Genomic DNA, 19,084 nt, shown 5'->3' with positions numbered 1-19,084 from the left:
TTCCATAAGCCGGAAGGGAAAGGAGGATTTCTATGTTTAAAACCATATTCGGAAAGCAGCTGTTTCTATATATATGCATTATTTCCATAAGCTTTTTTACCTTGGGCACTAGCCTTTCTCAAATATATAAATCCTATTTCATCGACCGGCAGGAAAATGCTTTGATAGAGCAGGGCGGCAGAATATCAAAGCTTATATTGTCCAATGTGCGTATTAACAGAACAGGAAGCCAGATTATATATATCGATTCCGTAAGCTATGAAAGAATTAAAGAAGAAGCCAGGATATTAAGCGAATATCTTGATTCCAACTTTATATTTACCGATGCGGATTTTAACATTGAAATATCCGACACGGCAGAGGGAAAGCTGAACGTAAGTTCTCTTCCTGAAATACAGAAGGTTCTTGACGGAGAAATCGTAACCCTTGAAGGAACCTTAGGGGGCATGTATTCCGAAACCAAGCTTACGGTGGCCTATCCCATCGTTACCACAAGAACCGTAGGGGTCATTTTTATGAGTTCTTCTATGAATAGCTTAAAGGAGAACATTTCAGAAGTCGTAAGAATGACGACCCTCTGTGTGATGCTGTCAGGGTCTATCGCATTTGTTTTAATCTATATTTCATCGAGAAGCATGAGTAAGCCTCTGCAGGAAATGAACGAAGCGGCAAAGGTCATCGCAAGCGGAGATTTTGAAAAGCGCATTGAGGTAAATTCCATAGACGAAGTAGGCCAGCTTGCAGAAAGCTTTAACAACATGGCAAGAAGCCTTGATGAGCAGGAGAAAACCAGAAGAGAGTTTATCGCCAATATATCCCATGACCTCCGTTCCCCGTTAACAAGCATTATAGGCTTTCTTCAAGCCATAAAGGACGGAACCATTCCCCATGAAAGACAGGAGCGGTATATTACAATCATTCTTGACGAATGCATCAGGCTTTCAAAGCTTGCAAACGACCTTTTGGATATATCTAAATTTCAGGTAATCGACGATATTGAGGTTTTTAAAGAAGATTTTGATATTAACGAGCTTATCAGAAACATTATTATCCAATTTGAGCATAAGGCGAAGTCAAAGGATATTTCCCTCACCATATCCTTTGCCAATGATAAGGATATGGTAAGAGCGGATTATGACAAAATAAAAAGGGTTTTTTATAACCTTTTGGATAATGCTTTTAAATTTACGCCGGACGGCGGAAGCATTAAGGTTGAAACCTCTGTAAAGGATAAGAAGGTCTATGTAAGCGTAAAGGATAACGGCCTTGGTATAAAGGAAGAAGATAAAAACCGCATTTTTGAAAGATTTTACAAGGCAGACAGCTCCAGAGGAAAAGACAAATCAGGCAGCGGCCTTGGCCTTGCTATTGTTAGGGAATTTATCAGAGCCCATAATGAAAAGATAATGGTTAACAGTGAAGAAGGCAAGGGAAGCGAATTTATATTTACATTAAGTGAGGCAGAGGAAATAAAGGGCAAGTAGAAGCTTCTTGATATTTTATCATAAGATTAGCGTGAGAAATTTGCTGAAGGAGCTTCTAAACAGAAACAATTGTTTTCATGATGAAATTAATAGACGGCCAGATTTGAATTTTTATGCAGCAAAGGGGAATAAAACTTATATCTTTATTTTATATAATTTTAGAATAATGTATGTCAAAATAAGGCTTTCCGGTAATAAATATCTTACCGGAAAGCTCTTTTTATGAGAAAAATAAGGTATATATTTTCATAAAACAGAAAATAAAAGTGTTTTTAATAGAAGCGGTTATATAGATTCATTATTAGGTACATACTATTCTTTACTAAAGTTTTATTTTATGATAAAATATATAAGTATAGAAAAAACTTATAGAAGGGAGAGATAAAAATGAGTTTATTCGAAAAGATATTTGGCAAGCGCGGCAATCCCAATGAGAGTGAATGCCTTCTTTGAGGTTCTTCCTCCTCCGCTGGAAGCGAAGAGATAGACCCCATAATGATTTACGCATCTACCGAAGAAGAAGGGAAAGAAACCTTTACCAATGCCGAGAAAGCAGTTGAAGCCATGGGTCTTCCCGAGAAGGTCGTTCTCAGCACAGATGAGACAGATATGGCAATATATAACATCATTGAATTTCCTGCTATAGTGATTGACGGCCAAGTAGTATCCGAAGGCAAAAATTTATCCGTTGACGAAATTATCTCTATAATTTCAAAGGCATAATTAAAAATTAAAACTTGTCATTTTGCTCTAAAAGGACTTTTTTGACTCTTGATATTAGCTAGAATATTAATTTTCTAAAACGACGGACGGTAAGATGATACCCCATTGTTATTAAAAGAAATTAATACATTTAAAGGAGAGAGTTTATATGATGGAAATAATTCTTAATCTGGTAATATTTTTCATAATATGCGGAGTTTTATACGTTATGCAGACAAAGAGGCTGCCTTTCACATTCAGAGTTTTATCAGCCATGGTTATCGGCGGTGTTTTCGGTTTTATACTTCAATTAATTTACGGTGTTGATTCATCTTCTTTGAAGGATACGGTAACATGGATTAATATAGTTTCTTCCATATATGTAAAAATGCTTCAGATGGTGGTAATGCCGCTGATATTTGTGTCCATTACCTCCGCAATAGTGAATCTTGACGACGCTAAGGCCCTTGGAAAATACGGCATCAGAATCATATCTGTTCTTTTGCTTACTACTGCGTTATCTGCCATTATAGCAATAGCAGGAACATTGGCTTTCGGCTTAAATGCAAATGATATTACCATTGGCGACAAGGAAACAGCCAGGATGGAATCCTTAGAAAAAAGCGGGCAGGAAGTTAACGCAGCGACCATCTCTTCAAAAATAATAAATATCATTCCTTCAAACGTATTCAGCGCATTTGCAGGAAACGGGGAAAGCGCAACATTATCCGTGGTATTTTTCTCTATGTTTTTAGGTGTTGCAGGCTTGGTGCTTAAAAAGAAAAAGCCGAAGGAATCTGCTTTCTTTGTAAATATTATTAATACTGCCCAGGCGGTTGTTATGGAGATTGTCAATATCGTATTGAAATTTACCCCTTACGGTATATTGGCCCTTATGGCAAAATTCATGGCTTCCTCTAACTTTGCCGCCATGAAATCCCTCGGCGTATTTATACTTGCATCTTACGTAATCTTAGGCCTTATATTTGTAGCTCATTTAGTGATAATTTCAGTATTCGGCTATAATCCCCTTACTTATATAAAGAAAGCTTTCACTTGCTTGGTATTTGCTTTCACCTCCCGTTCTTCAGCCGCATGCCTACCCCTTACGGTTGAAACCCAGGAAAAGAAGTTTGGTGTTCCCGGAACAATTGCTTCTCTTGCGGCTTCCTTTGGAACTTCTATAGGGCAGAACGGCTGCGCAGGGATGTATCCTGCCATGGTTGCCGTAATGATAGCGCCTACGGTGGGAATAAACCCGGCTAGCCCTATGTTCATCATTGAGCTTGTTCTCGTAGTAACGATAAGCTCCTTTGGTATTGCAGGCGTAGGCGGCGGAGCTACTATGGCGGCGCTGGTTGTTTTATCTGCTATGGGATTGCCTGTTGGTCTTGTGGGTGTTTTAATCTCCATAGAAGCCCTTATAGACATGGGAAGAACCCTCATAAATGTTTCTGATGGTTTAGTTGCAGGTTTAGTAACCTCCAAATTAAGCGGAGAGCAGAATATGGAAATATATAACTCGGCTCAGGAAGCAGAAAGCTTCTGATAAAATATAGTTTTATAGTTTCCAAACTAAAAATAGGTTTGATAACTATAGAAGGATGCGGGCTTGAAAAGATTTAGGAGCTTACGCTTATATCTTCTTTCAAATTCGCTTAGCAGAAGCTACATAAAAAGCGTGCCTTAGGCACGCTTTTTCAATACAGAAAAGGCCTTAGACCATAGATTTATTCTTATAGATATAGTAAATTTAAAATTAAACAGTAAGAAAATTGAATGTTCATTATAAAGCATATAAAAAAGCAGCATTGTCAATCTGCTTTTATTTTATGTTTTTTAAGAGTCAATGCTTATAGCGGCATAAAAGCAAATAGACTATACGCAGAACTGAATTATCGTTTCCAAAGAAAGCCTGTATTTTTAGGCCTTTTGTAAATCGTTTTCTATTCTTTCTTTATGAGAAAATTACTATAAAAACCCGCCAAAACGGCAAAAATATTTCAGTGAAAACCTGTAAATAAATTTTGTTCACAAAAACGTTTCAATTATTAATTAATCGTACATATTTATTTTAAACTTAGGCTTTATAATAATATTATCAATAAAAAGGCGCTTACTTAAAGATATTTACAAGCATGTGTCAGGGCGTATCTGAAAAGCCTGGGGCCTAGTCTATAGTAAATTTCAAATTAAACAGTAATAAAAATCGTATATTTTGAATGACTTAAACATAGGGGTTCTATATGTTTAAGCCGTTTATGAAAAATAGATTTTTATTGCTTCCTTCTGTGAAATTTACTATGTTTTGCCATAGAAAGATGATTTCAAATGCTTGAAGCCACGCTTTCTTGCAAAATCTACCGGTGGTTTAATTATTTTAAGACGCTGCCTGGAATTATTTTTAAGTTTGCTTAGTATAAATTAAGATGCAGGGAGGAAATCATATGTATAATGATAATAATATGAATAACTACAACGAAAACGATACTTTTTACATGAGCTATGGAATAGAGGATGATGGAAGCAAGGTGAGCCCTGATCCTCAAATTCAGCCCCAGGCGGCAGTAAAAAAGAAAAAAGGCATTTCTAAATTAGTCCCTATTGCGCTTGTAGCATGCCTTAGCTTTGGTTCCTTAGGCCTTGGTATAGGAGCGGGAGCGGGAATATATAAGGATTATTTTTCAAAAAACATCGTTTCCGAAGCACAGGAAATATTTAAGTCGGCTGAGTCTTCCGTATCTCCCGTTGTAAACGGCTATTCAAACCTTGCCGTAGGAGCCGAGGATTCCAAGGTAGTTCAGGTTATTAAAGATGTTCAGGATTCCGTCGTAAGTATTAATTCAACTACTACCATAAATAATTATTTTTACGGAACAATTACCACACCGAGCGCCGGAAGCGGCATTATCTTCTATGAAGACAATGATAAAATATATGTTGTTACTAATAACCATGTTATTGAGGGTGCTCAAAGCATCACCGTTTCCTTAGATGACAACAATCAGGTTCAGGCAAAGATATTAGGCAGGGATTCCCAGTCGGATATCGCCGTTCTTACAGTTAATAAGGCAGATGCCAAGAATGTGGAAGGCTTTGATTATAAGGTTGCCACATTCGGAGACGACAGTAAAATGGAAGTGGGACAGACGGTTATTGCCATAGGCAATGCGGCAGGAGAAGGAAAATCCGCTACTTTAGGTATTATTTCTGCAAAGGATAAAAAAATCACAGTGCAGGGAGACGCCACTCTTGATGTAATTCAGACAGATGCAGCAATTAACCCCGGAAACAGCGGCGGCGCTCTTGTTAATTTAAGCGGTCAGGTAATAGGCATCAATACAGCAAAGCTTTCCCAGACCGATGTTGAAGGCATGGGCTTTGCGATTCCTTCAAGCTCCGTAAGGGAAATTGCTGAGCAGATTGTTCAGACAGGAACCGTTGAAAGACCGTATCTCGGCATAAGCGCTCTTACAGTAACAGACCAGATGATAGAATCCTACAGCCTTCCATCTGGCGGCGTAATGGTATATTCCGTATCCCAAGGCTCCGGAGCTCAAAGCTCAGGCCTTACAAGGGGAGATATTATTACAACCTTTAAGGGTACAGAAGTTAAATCCATGGAAGAGCTTCAAAACCTTATAGCAAAATGCAAAACAGGTGAAAAGGTAGAAATAAAAGCCTACAGAAACGGTCAGCTTATGACGTTTAATGCAGAAATAAAGAATATTAACTCTGTAAATTAAATATAATGCGAAAATGTTCACATTTCATTCATATTATCTTCAAAGATGTATGGTATGATATATTTAATCCTTAATTTACAGGTTTCGCAGGGGGCATAAATATGAATGAATTTAAGGATCCCTTTGATCAAAGTGAAATTGACAAAATTCAAAGAGAGATCGATAGAGATTTGGAAAACGGAACAAATGAAAGCATATCCGTACCTGAAAATCTAAATAATGACCTTGCTTCTACTGAAAATGTAGATTCTCCTGCTATAGAGGGTTACGGCAAAAGAGAGGTCGTTCCTTCGGATGATGAGAATAAGGATTATGTACCTTCACAGAATATAGATGACCAAAGCTTTTTTAAAGAAACAATAAAAAATGAAACCCATAAAAATAAAGTAAGCGGTTTCAAAAGGCTTATTGCAGTCGTATGCATCATCTCTATATTGGGTGGTTCCAGTGTAGGTGCCATGATGGCCCTTACTACAGAGGTAATTATTCCGATGTTCAGTAAGGCAGGCAATAAGGCTCCTGTTCAGGAATTCAAATTTGCTGAAAGCACTCAAAACGAGGAGACAAAAACACAAGGCAGTGAGGCAAGCTACAGCGCTTCTCTTAAAGGAGGCTTAAGCTTCGCCGATTTGATAGATTCGGTTGAACCGTCGGTTGTGTGCATAACCTCTGTTAAAGACGGCTCTATAGACTACGGTATGTTTTCAATGCAGGGGGAAACCCCGAACCAAGGCAGCGGAATTATATTCGATGAGGATAACGAAAGGGTATATATTGTTTCCAATAACCATGTTACCTCAGGTGCCAAATCGGTTTTAGTAAGTATTTCAGGCGCCGAGAATGTTCCGGCAACCCTTGTGGGCAAAGAGCCGCAATCAGACTTGGTCGTATTAAGCGTTCTTAAAAAGGACCTTAAGGAAAAAGGTGTTGAAAAGATTATCAAGGCAAAGTTCGGAAGCTCCAAAAACATGCGTGTAGGGGATTTTGCCATAGCCATCGGCAATGCCTTAGGTGAAGGCAATACAGCAACCTTTGGCTTCATAAGCGCAATCGATAAAGAAGTAAGCGTAGAAGACAGAGTTCTTACAGTGATTCAGACAGACGCGGCCATTAATCCGGGTAACAGCGGAGGGCCTCTTATAAATCTAAACGGTGAGGTTATAGGGATCAACACCTTGAAGCTTGCCGAAACAAAAGTCGAAGGCATGGGCTATTGTATTACATCAGATGTTGCCATGCCGATTATTGAACAGCTGCGTAACAGAGTTCCGAAGCCTATGCTAGGAATCGTAGGCTATACTGTCACTCCTCAAGTAGCTCAGGCGTTTAATCTGCCTGAAATGGGTGTGGTTGTAGAATCGGTACTGGAAGGTTCCAGCGCAGCAAAAGCCGGTATTAAAAGAACAGACATTATTACCAGCTTTAAAGGCGAAACAGTCTTTGATATGGACCAACTTTCAGAAAGGGTTCAAAGCTGTGAAGTAGGCGAAGAGGTTGAACTAAAGCTTATAAGAGAAGGCAAAGAAACCCTCACCTTAACAGTTACGCTTTCTGAAAATAAAGATGCTAATTTCTAATTATTGATAAACTCCTCTCCTTTTAGGAACGGCCTTTATGGCCGTCCCGCAAACAATGTATACTTCGGTATACTCAAAAATAGCCGTCTATAGACGGCTATTTTTTATGTGTACAGTAAAACGTAAATAAATGCAAAGGACTTATAGCAAATTTAAAGTTAAATAGGCTCCAAAATACGGATTTTCCCGGAGAACCGTTTATTTTTTAATCTAAGATTGTCCTCGGCGTTTTAGCAGGCTATATTGTAAATACTTATGAAAAAGAGTTTGCGGCAGAATTTATTTTGCCGCAAACTCTTTTAAAATCTAATGTGTATAAAATATAAATCCAAGGAAAAATCCTCCAAGGCCTCCTAAAACGCTTATCAGGTTTGAGCTGTGATTATTCGGAGCGATTTTAGACGAGGCATAATATACTACCGCTCCGCCTGCCACAGAGGATATAAGGCTTGAGCTTTCAGGAAAGACGGCTATAGCTCCTTTTGCAAGAAATAAACCTGCTGTAATTAGTGCTAAAGTGAGAGGGCTTTTGTTAAAACCTTTGTCTTTGGTAAAGAAGTATGCGCCTTCCGACAAAAATGAAATGAGAAGTAAGCTTATAAAAATAGGCGAGGGAAGGAAAGCAGCAGCGCACATGGCGCAAATCATATAAATAAAGCTGAATTTATTTTTATATTCAAGGTATACGGAGAGTATAAGGCCTATTATTATAAGAGTGAGATGGAAGAACGTAGGAGGGTCATATTTTTGAGACTCTACAATAAAAGCCTGAAGGAGAAGACCGCCCCAAAGTCCGCCGGAAAATTCCAAAAGCAATTTCTGCTTTTTTGGTTCTAACGATATTAAAGCTATGCTTAACAATAGAAATATAATTAAAACGATGATTAATATGGGCATTGAACTCCCTCCTATTGATTAAGATCCCTATGAAAGAACATAAGTAGTTTAAGTTATTCCCTATAAATGCACGAAATAGTAATTTTTGGCAATAGCGTAAATTTGATTAAAATGTTATACTAAACCAGTTTGAAAAAACTTATTGTGTATATGCTGAACTTTTATTAAAAAGGATTTACAAGTAAAACTTGAGTCTTTTTTAATATCCGTCTATCATAAGTTTTTTATAAAGAAGGAACAAAATCTATTTATATAGCCTTAAAAACATGAATTTCCTTTGGAAACAGTATATTTTTGACGTATAGTCAATTTGCTTTTATACCATTATAAGTATTTGGCTTTAGAGGGTATAAAATAAAAGTAATCGATAATACTGCTATTTTATATGGATTCAAGTGAATATGCGGTTTTATTATTGTTTAATTTTAAATTTACTATAGTATGTACTGTTAAATAGGAATAAGGCCATGTATAATATTTTATGCTTTTAATTATGGAAAATTACATATTTCTAATATACCTATAGGGGGAGTTATATGGAGACTACGATTTATTTTGTAAGGCATGCCCAAAGAGATTTCAGCATAAAAGAAGATAGAATAAGCCCTCTTAGTGATAAAGGCAAAAAAGACAGTAAAGCCGTTAGAGAATATTTAAAGGATAAGGAAATCGATATCCTGTATTCAAGCCCTTATTTAAGAGCTGTAGAAACCCTAAAGCCTTTTTCCCTATATTCAGGTCTTGATATCAACCCTGTAGAAGATTTCAGAGAACGAAATATAGGCGGCTGGGTAGAAGACTTTAACGCCCATTCAACAAAGGAATGGTCTGATTTCTCTTATAAAAACGAAAACGGTGAAAGCCTTTATGAGACACAGAAAAGGAATATATCCGCCCTGAAAGCAGTAATTCAAGAGAACACCGGTAAAAATATTGCCATAGGGACCCACGGAACGGCTCTTTCGACCATTATAAATTATTATAATCCTACCTTTTTGCAAAGGGATTTTAAAAGAATCGTTGATAAAACTCCCTTTATTGTTAAAATGATTTTTGAAGGGGAAAAATGCGTTCAAATACAGGAGATTTGTATAGTATAAGACTGTTATTAATACTGATACTTGAATTAACATGAAACAGCAGTATAGTCAATTTGCTGTTTTCTTATTTTATGTTCTTAAAACCAAATACGGAGACGGTTATAAAAACAAATTGACTATACAGTAAATTTACTTAAATTTTTCAAGCGAATGGCCCAATATAGCTTTAAAGGCTTAACGGTATGCTTCTTTTATAAAAACCGACGGGTTTTGACACAGAACCAGGCCTTATGGTTTACCTTGTCTATTTGACAAACTAAAAAAACCTTTCATTAAAGCATATTTGATGGTATAATGCTTATAAACCTGTAGAAAATTAAACAATTCTTAATATTGTATTTACAGATTAAAATCGAATATTTTTGAAGAGCTAATTGTTGCATTTATAAAAAGAAAAAGAACTTGTGATAGTATAGAGGTGCATTTATGGAAAGTTTTGTTATAAACGGAGGCCAAAGGCTTAAAGGCGATGTTTTTATAAACGGCGCAAAAAATGCAGGCGTTGCGGTTATCCCTGCTACTGTTATGTCCAGCGGCGTATGCGTTATAGATAATTTGCCTAATATAGAGGATATAACAAGCCTGATTGAAGCAATGAGAGATATTGGCGCTAAATGTAGTTTTCGTGACGAGCATAGTATTATAATAGACAGCAGAAGCATAAATAATTATATAGCCATAGGCGAACCTGTTCGAAAAATAAGAGCATCTTATTATTTAATCGGCGCTCTTTTAGGCCGCTTTAAAAAAGCGGAGGTTGCTCTTCCCGGCGGCTGCAATTTCGGAAACCGCCCCATAGACCAGCATATCAAGGGCTTTAAGGCATTAGGCGCCGAGGTTATGATAGAAAACGGCATCGTAAAGGCCCACGCCAAGGAGCTGATAGGAGCAAATATCTACCTAGACGTAGTAAGCGTCGGCGCAACCATTAATATTATGCTTGCGGCAACCTTTGCAGAAGGCCAGACGGTGATTGAAAATGCCGCCAAGGAGCCTCATATTATTGATACGGCAAACCTCCTTAACATGATGGGCGCAAACATTAAAGGCGCAGGAACAGACGTAATACGAATCACAGGCGTAAAAGAGCTTAAGGGTGTGGAATACACCATTATTCCCGACCAGATAGAAGCAGGAACTTATATGATAGCCGCGGCAATAACAGGCGGCGACGTTACCGTAAAAAACATTATTCCAAAGCATATGGACCCTCTTACTGCCAAGCTTTCCGAAATGCACTGCAGCATATTTGAAGGCGATGATTTCATAAGAGTAGTAGGAAATTCAGAGCTCATATCAACAAATATTAAAACAAGCGCATACCCCGGATTTCCCACGGACCTTCAGCCGCAAATGACAGCCCTTTTAAGCATTGCAAAGGGAACAGGCGTCATAACAGAAAACGTATGGGAAAACAGGTTTCAATATATAGATGAGCTGAAACGCCTTGGCTGCCAGGTAACGGTTGAAGGAAAGGTCGCCGTTATAGAAGGCGGAGCAAAGCTTACAGGCTCTAAGGTAAACGCTACAGATTTAAGAGCGGGGGCAGCCCTTGTAATAGCAGCTCTTGCCGCTCACGGAAGAACTGAAATCGGAAACATCAGATTTATAGACAGAGGTTATGAATCTATAGAAAAGAAGCTTGCAAGCCTTGGGGCAAATATTGTCCGTATAGGGGAAGGAAGCACTTCAGAAAATATATCTTTTATGAAAAAGACAGTTTAATTCAGGAGAAGTCAATGAATGTAAAATTTTGCCCTATTGCCAGCGGCTCCGACGGAAACAGCATTTATATCGGAACAGAGGAAACCCATATCTTAATAGATGCCGGAATAAGCGGAAAGCGTATCGAAGCAGGCCTTAACAATGCTCTTAACATCTCTGGAAAATGCCTCGACGCGCTCTTTATTACCCATGAGCATTCAGACCATATCCAGGGTGCAGGGGTTATTTCAAGGCGTTTCGATATTCCTGTATATGCCACTGAAAAAACATGGTCAGAGATGGATAAATGTCCCTCTTTAGGTAAAATTGCATCTCACAACAGACGCTATGTTTATGAAGAAGAGCACTGTATTATTAATGATATGGTTATAAAGCCCTTTGAGATTCCCCATGACGCCGTCCAGCCTGTAGGCTACTGTGTTTATGCCGGAGATCGGAAAATATCCGTAGCGACGGATATCGGCCATGTGACGGATATCATAAAGGAAAGCATTAAGGATTCAGACATTCTTCTTCTTGAAAGCAACCATGACATAGAAATGCTTAAAAACGGCAAGTACCCTTATTACCTTAAGCAGCGTATTCTTGGTCAGAAGGGCCATCTTTCAAACGCAGCGGCAGGGGGGCTTTTAAGCGAAATATTTACAGACCGGCTGAAGCATGTATTCTTAGGCCATTTAAGCAAAGAAAATAACCGCCCTTTAATTGCCTTTGATACTGTAAGCACTATTTTAAACGCCAATAACATCTGCCCGGGAAAAAGCCTTAAGCTTTTTCTTGCTCAAAGGGGAACAGAAAGCGAAGCGGTAATTATTTAACGTGCGTTTCACGAAGTTCATCCCCTCGGTTTACCAAGGGAGAACCCGAAGAGCTTTTCAGCTAATTTATATGAATAGTATCATAAGTTCGATGGAATTTTTATTCCGCCGAATTTACATTAGTCAGAGTATTTAAAGAGCGGATTTATTTCTCCGCTCTTTTTAAATTTCCATATAAAGGTTTAATGTAGAAAATATAGTAAATTTACTATAAAGCACTTGCCGGAAGGAAGAAATACATGAAAATAACCATTATAGCAGCAGGAAAAATAAGAGAAAAGTATCTGAAAGACGCCATAAGTGAATATGAAAAAAGGCTCTCCAAATATGCAAAAGTCGAAATTATAGAGGTAGCCGACGAAAAATGCCCGGAAGAGCTGAAGGGCAAGGCCCTTGAACTGGTCCGCCTGAAAGAAGGGGAAAGAATGCTCCAAAGGCTCCCTCAGGGCTTTGTCATAACGCTGGATATTGACGGAGAAGGCTTAAGCAGCGAAGGCCTTGCAGGGTTTATAGAAGATAAGGCCGTAAAAGGAGAAAGCTCTTTAATTTTTGTTATAGGGGGCTCTTCAGGCCTCGGTGAAAACATACGGGAAAAAAGAAATTTCAGCCTCAGCTTTTCAAAGCTCACTTTCCCTCATCAGCTGATGCGGGTAATGCTTCTAGAGCAGATATATAGAGCCTTTAAAATCATAAATAATGAGCCGTATCATAAATAAAGGAGAATTCTATAAATGGCATATAGCAATAAAATTTTGCTAAAGGGTTAATTTAGAATAACTATGCCGATATTTTGTGTACAGATAATAAATAAGAAATGGAGAGGGAATAAATGGTTCAAAATGTTAAAAGCCCAAATGAAGTTAATAAAAAACCTGGATATTGTAATATTTCTAAATGCAACTTTAAAGAAAAGTGTTTTTTTGGGTTTAATAGTGCTGGAGTTGGGCGAGAATTAAGAATTGATTTTAATGAATGTAATTTAAGTTGCCCATTATGCTGGTCTGATAATAATTATTGTAATGTGGAAGGCTGTTCAAGTGAAGAGATTTATAATCGTTTTATTAATTGTATTTCGATGAGAGAAAACTATCTTGAAAATAAATATGGAGAAGTATCATTGGTAGCTAATAAATCTTCATTTAATTTGATGAGTTTTCAGATTGTTGGAGGCGAGCCATTAATATCAAAAGACCGCTTTATATTTATCTATAATTTTCTAGAGAGTATAAATACATATATAAGTAATTGTGTACAAAATAATATTGACAGCTTCTTAAACCTTAATAAATCTAATTGTTTTAAAATAAAGCTCTTTACTAATGGTATTGAAATTGGTAATGGAAATATTACCAGAGATATGCTTGAAAGTTTAAATTCTTTAGCTTATTTAGACATACGCCTAAAAGGATTAAAGGCAAGAGGTTTCCTATGTAAGTATGATGATATAAAAAAGCAACGTGAATGGTTTAGAAACCAAGTAAATGCATTTAAGGTTTTATCTACTTTGAGCGTTGGTAGTATTAAGCTTGAGCCCGTTTTAGGGTTTTATCATAGTGAAATTTTTAATATTAAACTTCCCACTATAAAATCAAGTAATATGTTTACTTTTGATGAAAATGATGAGGATTCAGAAATGCTACGTTGTATGCTTAAAAAACATATCAGTAAAAAGGGTAAATTTTATGTGGAGCCTATCCATGCTAAAAACAAAGGGCAGGAACAAAATTTTTTTGATATATTTAGTGAGTATTTAGAAAATACGTCTTTAATTGAGCCTAAATTAGTAGCCAATAACAGAAAAAATTATATGGAAACAAAATTATCGGATCTTCTATAAAATTGTAGTTTCTTATAATTTAGCTAATAAGGACGTTGTTATTTTACTAAATGAGAATTTAAGCAATTTAATTCAAAAAATATAATTAACAGTGGATTAAAATGAATAACAATGGCTATATTTATCGGATTTTAAGCTTGTTTTAGTAGAACCGTATCACAATAATATAGGTCAAAACATCAAATAGAAGCAATATATAATTAAATTATCAGTTAGTATCTATTGATTAGAATTATTTTTTGACCTTTGATAGGGTATTTTCTCATCTGTAATCCCAAGTAAATAATCAATGCTTGTGTTGTGAAATTCAGCAAGCTTGATTAAAACTTCCGGTGTCATATTGCGCTGGCCTAATTCATACTTGGAGTATGCCGCCTGCTTTACATTTAAATACTTAGCGATATCTTCTTGATTTAAGTCTCTATCATTTCGTAAATCCTTTAAACGCTGGTACATATGGTCACCTCTTTTTACTGCGATTCTGGTTTAACCCGCTTTAGATTATTCGCTAGGATATGCTTCTTTTTTATTTGTAATCTTTGAGATATAATCTGTGCTTGTATTGTAAAACTTTGCGATTTCAATGAGGATATCAAGCGGAATACTTCTTGTGCCCATCTCATAGTTTCCGTAGGTACGCGTAGGAATATTTAATGCTTCTGCCGCATCTTTTTGTTTTAAGTTACGGCTTTCCCTTAAATGTATTAATCGTGTTCTAATCATTGGCTTCACCTCAAAACAATATCATTTTTTAAGATATGGCTCTTTGCAATTTGTTCTTCCAATCAGATAATCAACACTTATGCAATAAAAATCAGCTGATTTTGACAGTATTTTTATTGGAATTCCTCCAGTGCCGGATTCATAATTCTGATAAGCACTTCTTGATATTTTTAAATAATCTGCTAATTCCTGTTGGGTTAAGTCTTTATCATTTCGTAAATTCTTTAAACGCTGATACATATGAACCTCTTTTTATTGCCATTCTGGTATAATTTATTTTTCATTATTGATTTTTATTTTCTGGGGTATGGAACCATTATATCCGTCCTGCCAAATAGCCAATCTACACTGATTTCAAAAACATCTGCAATTTTGTTGATAATTTGAATACTTGGTTTCCTTAACCCGGTTTCATAGTTTGAATATGTAGGCCTTGATACATCGATTAGTGCCGAGACTTGCTCCTGAGTTAAATTTTTAGCTATTCTAAGTTCTTTTAATCGTCTGGAAAATATATGTTTATCCATTTAGATTTACCTCAAAACAACATTATTTTTTAGGATAGGGCTCTTTGCAATTTGTTCTTCCAATCAAATAATCAACACTTGTACAATAAAAATCAGCAATTTTTGACAGTATTTCTATTGGAATTCCTCTAGTGCCTGATTCATAATTTTGATAAGCACTTCTTGATATTTTTAAATAATCTGCTAATTCTTGTTGGGTTAAGTCTTTATCATCTCTTAAATCTTTAATCTTTTGATATACCATATTCTCACCTCAAAATACAGTATATAATGTTGCAAAATGCAGCATTGATTTTTGTTGCAAAATGTGGCATAATTATTTTAAGGATACAATTATGTAAGATTAATCTTTGAGGTGATAAAGATGAGAGAACTAATGGAAGCGTTATTTTACAGAAAGAGGCAAGAAGCAGTAAAATCTGATGAAATAATTTTTTGGGAAAGAGAAATAGAACAAAGTAAAACAAAGCTAAAGAAAAACCTCACAAAAAATCAAAAGAAGCTCCTTCTTAGAATCGAAGACGGGAAAAATTTAATCAATGAATACGACACGATGGAAAGCTTTATCTTGGGCTTTAAAATTGGTTTGAAAATAGGATACGAAGGAAATGGGGATTAAAGGCTTATCAATTTACTATAGAATATTGAATAGAGGACTGTTCTAAATATGTCTTTTTTGTCTAAAAATATTTATTTTTTATGCAAAATCCTGGAATTATTAGTCGATATAGGAAAAATATTGTTATAAAAATGATTTGATTGCTTTTTATTATACGATAGTGTATATTCTTATGAGACAAATAATTTAAAGGAGATGTGTTTATAAGTGAGCAGCAATTTCGACAGCAACAAAGAAGTGAAAATTGTTACAGCCGATCCCAGCGGGCTAGGATTATTTGGATTAGCTATGGTAACTCTTGTGGCTTCAAGCCAAAAGCTTGGATTTACAAGCGGTGTTTCTCTGGTTTTACCCTGGGCCGTATTTTTGGGAGCTATTGCGCAGCTTATTGCGTCTAATTATGATGCGAAGAAAAATAATACTTTTGGTATGACAGCTTTCGGGGCCTATGGGCTTTTTTGGTTGGGTGTAGCCTGCACATGGCTTATTCAAAACGGTGTTTTTGGTGAAGGCTTAGCCTCAGCAATGGATGTGAAGCAATTAGGTGTTGCTTATGTGGGATATTTAATATTTACTTTGTTCATGACTATCGGTGCAGCTGGAACGAATAAAGTTTTATTTTACATATTCGTGCTGATAGACTTTTTATTCTTAGGTCTTTCTTTAAGTACCCTTGGCATTATGCCGGAATTCTTTCATGAGGTAGCGGCTATAGCCGAGTTGCTTATTGCGATATTATCTTTCTACGGAAGCGCCGCATCGGTTTTAAATACCCATTACGGCGAAGTAGTTCTTCCTGTAGGCGGGTGTTTAGGTAAATTCAAATTAGACGCTAAATTGAAAAAAGCCCACTCATAATAATGAATGGGAACCTTTAGTCAATATACCTAAGGGGAATCACTTACAAAGCTCTAATAAAAAGAAGCCGCAAAGACATATCTTTTGAAAAGATAAGTTTTTTGCGGCTTTTATAATATTATTTTGAAGTGCAGGTCTTATATTTCTTCAAATCTGGCGGTAAAGAAGCGAAGCATCTTCGGCTCATATATAAAGCGGAGGCCTCTTATGCTCTCTTTGTTTTTGTAAAGGTCGATGATGGATTCTGCAACAATATCCATATGAGCGTAGGTATATACTCTTCTGGGAATTGTGAGTCTTACAAGCTCAAGTTTAGGGGCGTGGTTTTTGCCTGTGTTTTTATCACGGCCAGCAGAAACAATTCCTCTTTCCATTGTACGAACACCGGATTCAAGATAAATTCTTGCGGCAAGGGCTTGAGCCGGAAGCTCTTCCTGAGTAAGGTGCGGGCAGAAGCGGCGGGCGTCAAGGAATACGGCATGGCCGCCGATAGGCTCTACAATGGGAACGCCTGCTTCAAGAAGCCTGTCGCCTAAATAGCGAACCTGCTTAATGCGGTGCTCTATATATTCTTCCTGTATGGATTCTTTAAGGCCGATTGCCATGGCTTCCATATCACGGCCTGCCATTCCGCCGTAGGAAGGCATACCTTCATACACAACCACAAGCTCTTTTGCCTCAAGGAAAAGGTCATCATCATTCATGCATAAGAAACCGCCGATATTGGTGAGGCAGTCCTTCTTTCCGCTCATGGTGCAGCCGTCTGCATAGCTGAACATTTCGTGAACAATGTCTTTAATGGATTTATCTGCGTATCCTTCTTCTCTTTCCTTTATGAAATAAGCATTTTCTACGCATCTTGTAGCATCGTAAAATACTCTTATGCCGTGTTTATTGCAAAGCGCTCTAACGGCCTTCATATTTTCTATAGATACAGGCTGTCCGCCGGCAAGGTTTACGGTAACTGCAAGGCATACATAAGCGATTCCTTCAGGGCCTTTTTCGTCTATAAGAGCCTGAAGCTTGTTTAAATCGATATTGCCCTTAAACGGGTGGTATTTAATAGAATCATGGGCGTCGTCAATAATAATATCTTTGAATATTCCGCCGTTTGCTTCCTGATGATACCTAGTGGTTGTAAAATACATGTTTCCGGGTACGTATTGGCCGGGTTTAATTGCGATATGGCTTAAAATGTTTTCTGCTCCGCGGCCCTGATGGGTGGGAACGATATGTTTAAAGCCGAAAAGCTCCTGAACGGTTTCTTGAAGGTGGTAGAAATTGCGGCTTCCTGCATAGGCTTCGTCACCTACCATAATGCCGGCCCACTGCCTGTCGCTCATGGCGTTTGTTCCGCTGTCTGTAAGCAGGTCTATGTAAACGTCTTTAGAATCAATGAGAAAAGTATTGTATCCGGCTTTTTTAACTACTTCTTCCCTCTGTTCTCTGTTAATCATGGTTACAGGCTCTACGGACTTTATTCTGAAAGGTTCCGCAGGATATCGCTTGTCTAACATATATAACCCTCCCAATATTTTTCAAATTAGTGATGCATCATGCATCACTAATTTAGTATAATATGGGTATATGGATTTTGCAATATAATCATGATTATAAAAATACACAAAGATATAATTTATGCATTGTTACATATGCTTGCAGACATAGTATCCCTATGCTATCATATATTTTATATTTGCTTCAGTATAATAAAAGAGGCTAAATTAATTTAAAGTACTTATATCACAAAATCTACGGCAATAAGGAGATATTTTCAATGAAGATTATGCGAAAGACCCTGAGTGACCAATTATATGAATCCCTAAAGCAAGATATCGTTACGCATAAAATACATTTCGGGGAAAAGCTTGTAAACAGGGAACTGCAGCAGAAATACAGCGTAAGCTCCACACCCGTAAGAGATGCCATAAACCGGCTCTATCTTGACGGCCTTCTTGAAAATATCAATAATGCCGGAGCAAAGGTGATTAATTTTGACCTTAAATTTATCTTAGACGTCAATGAAGTAATTTCCTTATTATGCTGTGCTTCTGTTGAGAAGGCGGCAGAAAGGGCCGAACACGGAAAAATATGCCGGTCTCTGGAAGAAGCTATAAAGAAGCAGAAAAATATAAAAAACCCAGAGGAATATTACCCCTTTGACCGTCACTTTCATGAGATATTTTTTGATTATTGTGACAACAGCCAGTTTAAGGCAAGCTATGACAGATATCATGTTTTGTGGGAAATGCTTGTACGGTACTTTCATAATTTTCAGGATAATCAAAAAAAGTCCATTGAACAGCACCAGATGATTTATAATGCTTTTTCCAATAAGGAATTTGAAAAAGCCGTTGAACTGACAAAAAGCCATTTTTCCGAAGCAGAAACCTTGTTTAAGGAGCATGTAAATTAGGGTCTTTCTTTATTTTGGCTTTTATATATAGTGAATTTGCTTTTCTAGGCGCTAA

20 protein-coding genes are annotated in these 19,084 nt (G+C 37.0%); 13 read left to right on the top strand and 7 right to left on the bottom strand.

Features of this window, described 5'->3' with window-relative positions; genetic code table 11:
* Nucleotides 1-32: 32 nt before the first annotated feature.
* The 5 genes from NBX03_RS13220 to NBX03_RS13200 all read left to right on the top strand — a co-directional run bounded on the left by NBX03_RS13220 (nt 33) and on the right by NBX03_RS13200 (nt 7,509).
* Nucleotides 33-1,484 carry a HAMP domain-containing sensor histidine kinase gene (locus NBX03_RS13220; protein ID WP_250228243.1) on the top strand — a complete coding sequence of 484 codons (1,452 nt, stop codon included), beginning with the start codon at nt 33-35 and terminating at the stop codon, nt 1,482-1,484.
* 495 nt (nt 1,485-1,979) lie between these two features.
* The gene (locus NBX03_RS13215) at nt 1,980-2,207 is read left to right on the top strand and encodes a thioredoxin family protein (protein ID WP_250228242.1); all 228 of its coding nucleotides are present in this window, start codon (nt 1,980-1,982) and stop codon (nt 2,205-2,207) included.
* Nucleotides 2,208-2,355: 148 nt separating this feature from the next.
* Entirely contained in the window at nt 2,356-3,735 is a 1,380-nt protein-coding gene (locus NBX03_RS13210) for an L-cystine transporter (RefSeq protein WP_250228241.1), read from the top strand.
* 898 nt (nt 3,736-4,633) lie between these two features.
* Nucleotides 4,634-5,932 (top strand): S1C family serine protease, encoded by a 1,299-nt coding sequence (locus tag NBX03_RS13205; RefSeq protein WP_250228239.1) that lies wholly within the window; start codon nt 4,634-4,636, stop codon nt 5,930-5,932.
* A 101-nt stretch (nt 5,933-6,033) separates the two neighbouring features.
* Complete coding sequence (locus NBX03_RS13200; RefSeq protein ID WP_250228238.1) at nt 6,034-7,509, top strand: S1C family serine protease; 1,476 nt, start codon at nt 6,034-6,036, stop codon at nt 7,507-7,509.
* 306 nt (nt 7,510-7,815) lie between these two features.
* Here the strand turns inward: NBX03_RS13200 and NBX03_RS13195 are convergent, their stop codons facing one another.
* Nucleotides 7,816-8,406 (bottom strand): hypothetical protein, encoded by a 591-nt coding sequence (locus NBX03_RS13195; protein ID WP_250228237.1) that lies wholly within the window; start codon nt 8,404-8,406, stop codon nt 7,816-7,818.
* 536 nt (nt 8,407-8,942) lie between these two features.
* On the opposite strand from NBX03_RS13195, the gene NBX03_RS13190 reads away from it, so the two are divergent.
* The 5 genes from NBX03_RS13190 to NBX03_RS13170 all read left to right on the top strand — a co-directional run bounded on the left by NBX03_RS13190 (nt 8,943) and on the right by NBX03_RS13170 (nt 13,886).
* A complete protein-coding gene (locus NBX03_RS13190; RefSeq protein WP_250228236.1) occupies nt 8,943-9,506 on the top strand; it encodes a histidine phosphatase family protein in 564 nt (187 codons plus the stop codon).
* Nucleotides 9,507-9,932: 426 nt separating this feature from the next.
* On the top strand, nt 9,933-11,231 hold the full coding sequence (locus NBX03_RS13185; RefSeq protein ID WP_250228235.1) for a UDP-N-acetylglucosamine 1-carboxyvinyltransferase: 1,299 nt from the start codon (nt 9,933-9,935) through the stop codon (nt 11,229-11,231).
* Nucleotides 11,232-11,245: 14 nt separating this feature from the next.
* A complete protein-coding gene (locus NBX03_RS13180; RefSeq protein WP_250228233.1) occupies nt 11,246-12,049 on the top strand; it encodes an MBL fold metallo-hydrolase in 804 nt (267 codons plus the stop codon).
* 239 nt (nt 12,050-12,288) lie between these two features.
* Nucleotides 12,289-12,765 (top strand): 23S rRNA (pseudouridine(1915)-N(3))-methyltransferase RlmH, encoded by a 477-nt coding sequence (gene rlmH / locus NBX03_RS13175; protein WP_250228232.1) that lies wholly within the window; start codon nt 12,289-12,291, stop codon nt 12,763-12,765.
* Between the two features lie 113 nt (nt 12,766-12,878).
* The gene (locus tag NBX03_RS13170; protein ID WP_250228231.1) at nt 12,879-13,886 is read left to right on the top strand and encodes a hypothetical protein; all 1,008 of its coding nucleotides are present in this window, start codon (nt 12,879-12,881) and stop codon (nt 13,884-13,886) included.
* Nucleotides 13,887-14,105: 219 nt separating this feature from the next.
* Here NBX03_RS13170 and NBX03_RS13165 read toward each other — a convergent pair whose 3' ends face one another.
* Genes NBX03_RS13165 through NBX03_RS13145 form a run of 5 tightly spaced genes read right to left on the bottom strand, consistent with a single transcriptional unit; the run spans nt 14,106 to nt 15,380 of the window.
* On the bottom strand, nt 14,106-14,342 hold the full coding sequence (locus tag NBX03_RS13165; protein ID WP_250228229.1) for a helix-turn-helix domain-containing protein: 237 nt from the start codon (nt 14,340-14,342) through the stop codon (nt 14,106-14,108).
* Nucleotides 14,343-14,387: 45 nt separating this feature from the next.
* Nucleotides 14,388-14,609, bottom strand: a complete 222-nt coding sequence (locus NBX03_RS13160; protein ID WP_250228228.1) for a helix-turn-helix domain-containing protein — start codon at nt 14,607-14,609, stop codon at nt 14,388-14,390.
* Nucleotides 14,610-14,630: 21 nt separating this feature from the next.
* The gene (locus NBX03_RS13155) at nt 14,631-14,849 is read right to left on the bottom strand and encodes a helix-turn-helix domain-containing protein (protein ID WP_250228227.1); all 219 of its coding nucleotides are present in this window, start codon (nt 14,847-14,849) and stop codon (nt 14,631-14,633) included.
* A 53-nt stretch (nt 14,850-14,902) separates the two neighbouring features.
* Nucleotides 14,903-15,136 carry a helix-turn-helix domain-containing protein gene (locus NBX03_RS13150; RefSeq protein WP_250228226.1) on the bottom strand — a complete coding sequence of 78 codons (234 nt, stop codon included), beginning with the start codon at nt 15,134-15,136 and terminating at the stop codon, nt 14,903-14,905.
* Between the two features lie 22 nt (nt 15,137-15,158).
* On the bottom strand, nt 15,159-15,380 hold the full coding sequence (locus NBX03_RS13145) for a helix-turn-helix domain-containing protein (RefSeq protein WP_250228225.1): 222 nt from the start codon (nt 15,378-15,380) through the stop codon (nt 15,159-15,161).
* A gap of 120 nt (nt 15,381-15,500) precedes the next feature.
* On the opposite strand from NBX03_RS13145, the gene NBX03_RS13140 reads away from it, so the two are divergent.
* Together NBX03_RS13140 and NBX03_RS13135 are read left to right on the top strand one after the other, a co-directional pair.
* The gene (locus NBX03_RS13140; RefSeq protein ID WP_250228224.1) at nt 15,501-15,755 is read left to right on the top strand and encodes a DUF6809 family protein; all 255 of its coding nucleotides are present in this window, start codon (nt 15,501-15,503) and stop codon (nt 15,753-15,755) included.
* A 207-nt stretch (nt 15,756-15,962) separates the two neighbouring features.
* Nucleotides 15,963-16,613 carry an acetate uptake transporter gene (locus NBX03_RS13135; protein WP_250228223.1) on the top strand — a complete coding sequence of 217 codons (651 nt, stop codon included), beginning with the start codon at nt 15,963-15,965 and terminating at the stop codon, nt 16,611-16,613.
* Between the two features lie 137 nt (nt 16,614-16,750).
* On the opposite strand, the gene NBX03_RS13130 is transcribed toward NBX03_RS13135, so the two are convergent.
* A complete protein-coding gene (locus NBX03_RS13130) occupies nt 16,751-18,130 on the bottom strand; it encodes a tyrosine phenol-lyase (RefSeq protein WP_250228222.1) in 1,380 nt (459 codons plus the stop codon).
* A 260-nt stretch (nt 18,131-18,390) separates the two neighbouring features.
* On the opposite strand from NBX03_RS13130, the gene NBX03_RS13125 reads away from it, so the two are divergent.
* Entirely contained in the window at nt 18,391-19,029 is a 639-nt protein-coding gene (locus NBX03_RS13125; protein WP_250228221.1) for a GntR family transcriptional regulator, read from the top strand.
* The last annotated feature ends 55 nt before the right edge of the window (nt 19,030-19,084 follow it).

Origin of the sequence: Anaeropeptidivorans aminofermentans, from assembly GCF_940670685.1 — a bacterium.
Taxonomy (GTDB): Bacteria; Bacillota; Clostridia; order Lachnospirales; family UBA5962; genus Anaeropeptidivorans; species Anaeropeptidivorans aminofermentans.
The sequence above is the reverse complement of the archived record's forward strand: the minus strand, read 5'-3'. Positions and strand labels throughout refer to the sequence as shown.

Bases quoted from the DNA above. Each gene is read 5' to 3' on its own strand.
- rlmH (WP_250228232.1), top strand. From the start codon at position 12,289: ATGAAAATAACCATTATAGCAGCAGGAAAAATAAGAGAAAAGTATCTG.
- NBX03_RS13195 (WP_250228237.1), bottom strand. From the start codon at position 8,406: ATGCCCATATTAATCATCGTTTTAATTATATTTCTATTGTTAAGCATA.
- NBX03_RS13215 (WP_250228242.1), top strand. From the start codon at position 1,980: ATGATTTACGCATCTACCGAAGAAGAAGGGAAAGAAACCTTTACCAAT.
- NBX03_RS13205 (WP_250228239.1), top strand. From the start codon at position 4,634: ATGTATAATGATAATAATATGAATAACTACAACGAAAACGATACTTTT.
- NBX03_RS13170 (WP_250228231.1), top strand. From the start codon at position 12,879: ATGGTTCAAAATGTTAAAAGCCCAAATGAAGTTAATAAAAAACCTGGA.
- NBX03_RS13180 (WP_250228233.1), top strand. From the start codon at position 11,246: ATGAATGTAAAATTTTGCCCTATTGCCAGCGGCTCCGACGGAAACAGC.
- NBX03_RS13160 (WP_250228228.1), bottom strand. From the start codon at position 14,609: ATGATTAGAACACGATTAATACATTTAAGGGAAAGCCGTAACTTAAAA.
- NBX03_RS13145 (WP_250228225.1), bottom strand. From the start codon at position 15,380: ATGGTATATCAAAAGATTAAAGATTTAAGAGATGATAAAGACTTAACC.
- NBX03_RS13140 (WP_250228224.1), top strand. From the start codon at position 15,501: ATGAGAGAACTAATGGAAGCGTTATTTTACAGAAAGAGGCAAGAAGCA.
- NBX03_RS13125 (WP_250228221.1), top strand. From the start codon at position 18,391: ATGAAGATTATGCGAAAGACCCTGAGTGACCAATTATATGAATCCCTA.
- NBX03_RS13220 (WP_250228243.1), top strand. From the start codon at position 33: ATGTTTAAAACCATATTCGGAAAGCAGCTGTTTCTATATATATGCATT.
- NBX03_RS13155 (WP_250228227.1), bottom strand. From the start codon at position 14,849: ATGTATCAGCGTTTAAAGAATTTACGAAATGATAAAGACTTAACCCAA.
- NBX03_RS13190 (WP_250228236.1), top strand. From the start codon at position 8,943: ATGGAGACTACGATTTATTTTGTAAGGCATGCCCAAAGAGATTTCAGC.
- NBX03_RS13185 (WP_250228235.1), top strand. From the start codon at position 9,933: ATGGAAAGTTTTGTTATAAACGGAGGCCAAAGGCTTAAAGGCGATGTT.
- NBX03_RS13150 (WP_250228226.1), bottom strand. From the start codon at position 15,136: ATGGATAAACATATATTTTCCAGACGATTAAAAGAACTTAGAATAGCT.
- NBX03_RS13210 (WP_250228241.1), top strand. From the start codon at position 2,356: ATGATGGAAATAATTCTTAATCTGGTAATATTTTTCATAATATGCGGA.
- NBX03_RS13130 (WP_250228222.1), bottom strand. From the start codon at position 18,130: ATGTTAGACAAGCGATATCCTGCGGAACCTTTCAGAATAAAGTCCGTA.
- NBX03_RS13200 (WP_250228238.1), top strand. From the start codon at position 6,034: ATGAATGAATTTAAGGATCCCTTTGATCAAAGTGAAATTGACAAAATT.
- NBX03_RS13165 (WP_250228229.1), bottom strand. From the start codon at position 14,342: ATGTACCAGCGTTTAAAGGATTTACGAAATGATAGAGACTTAAATCAA.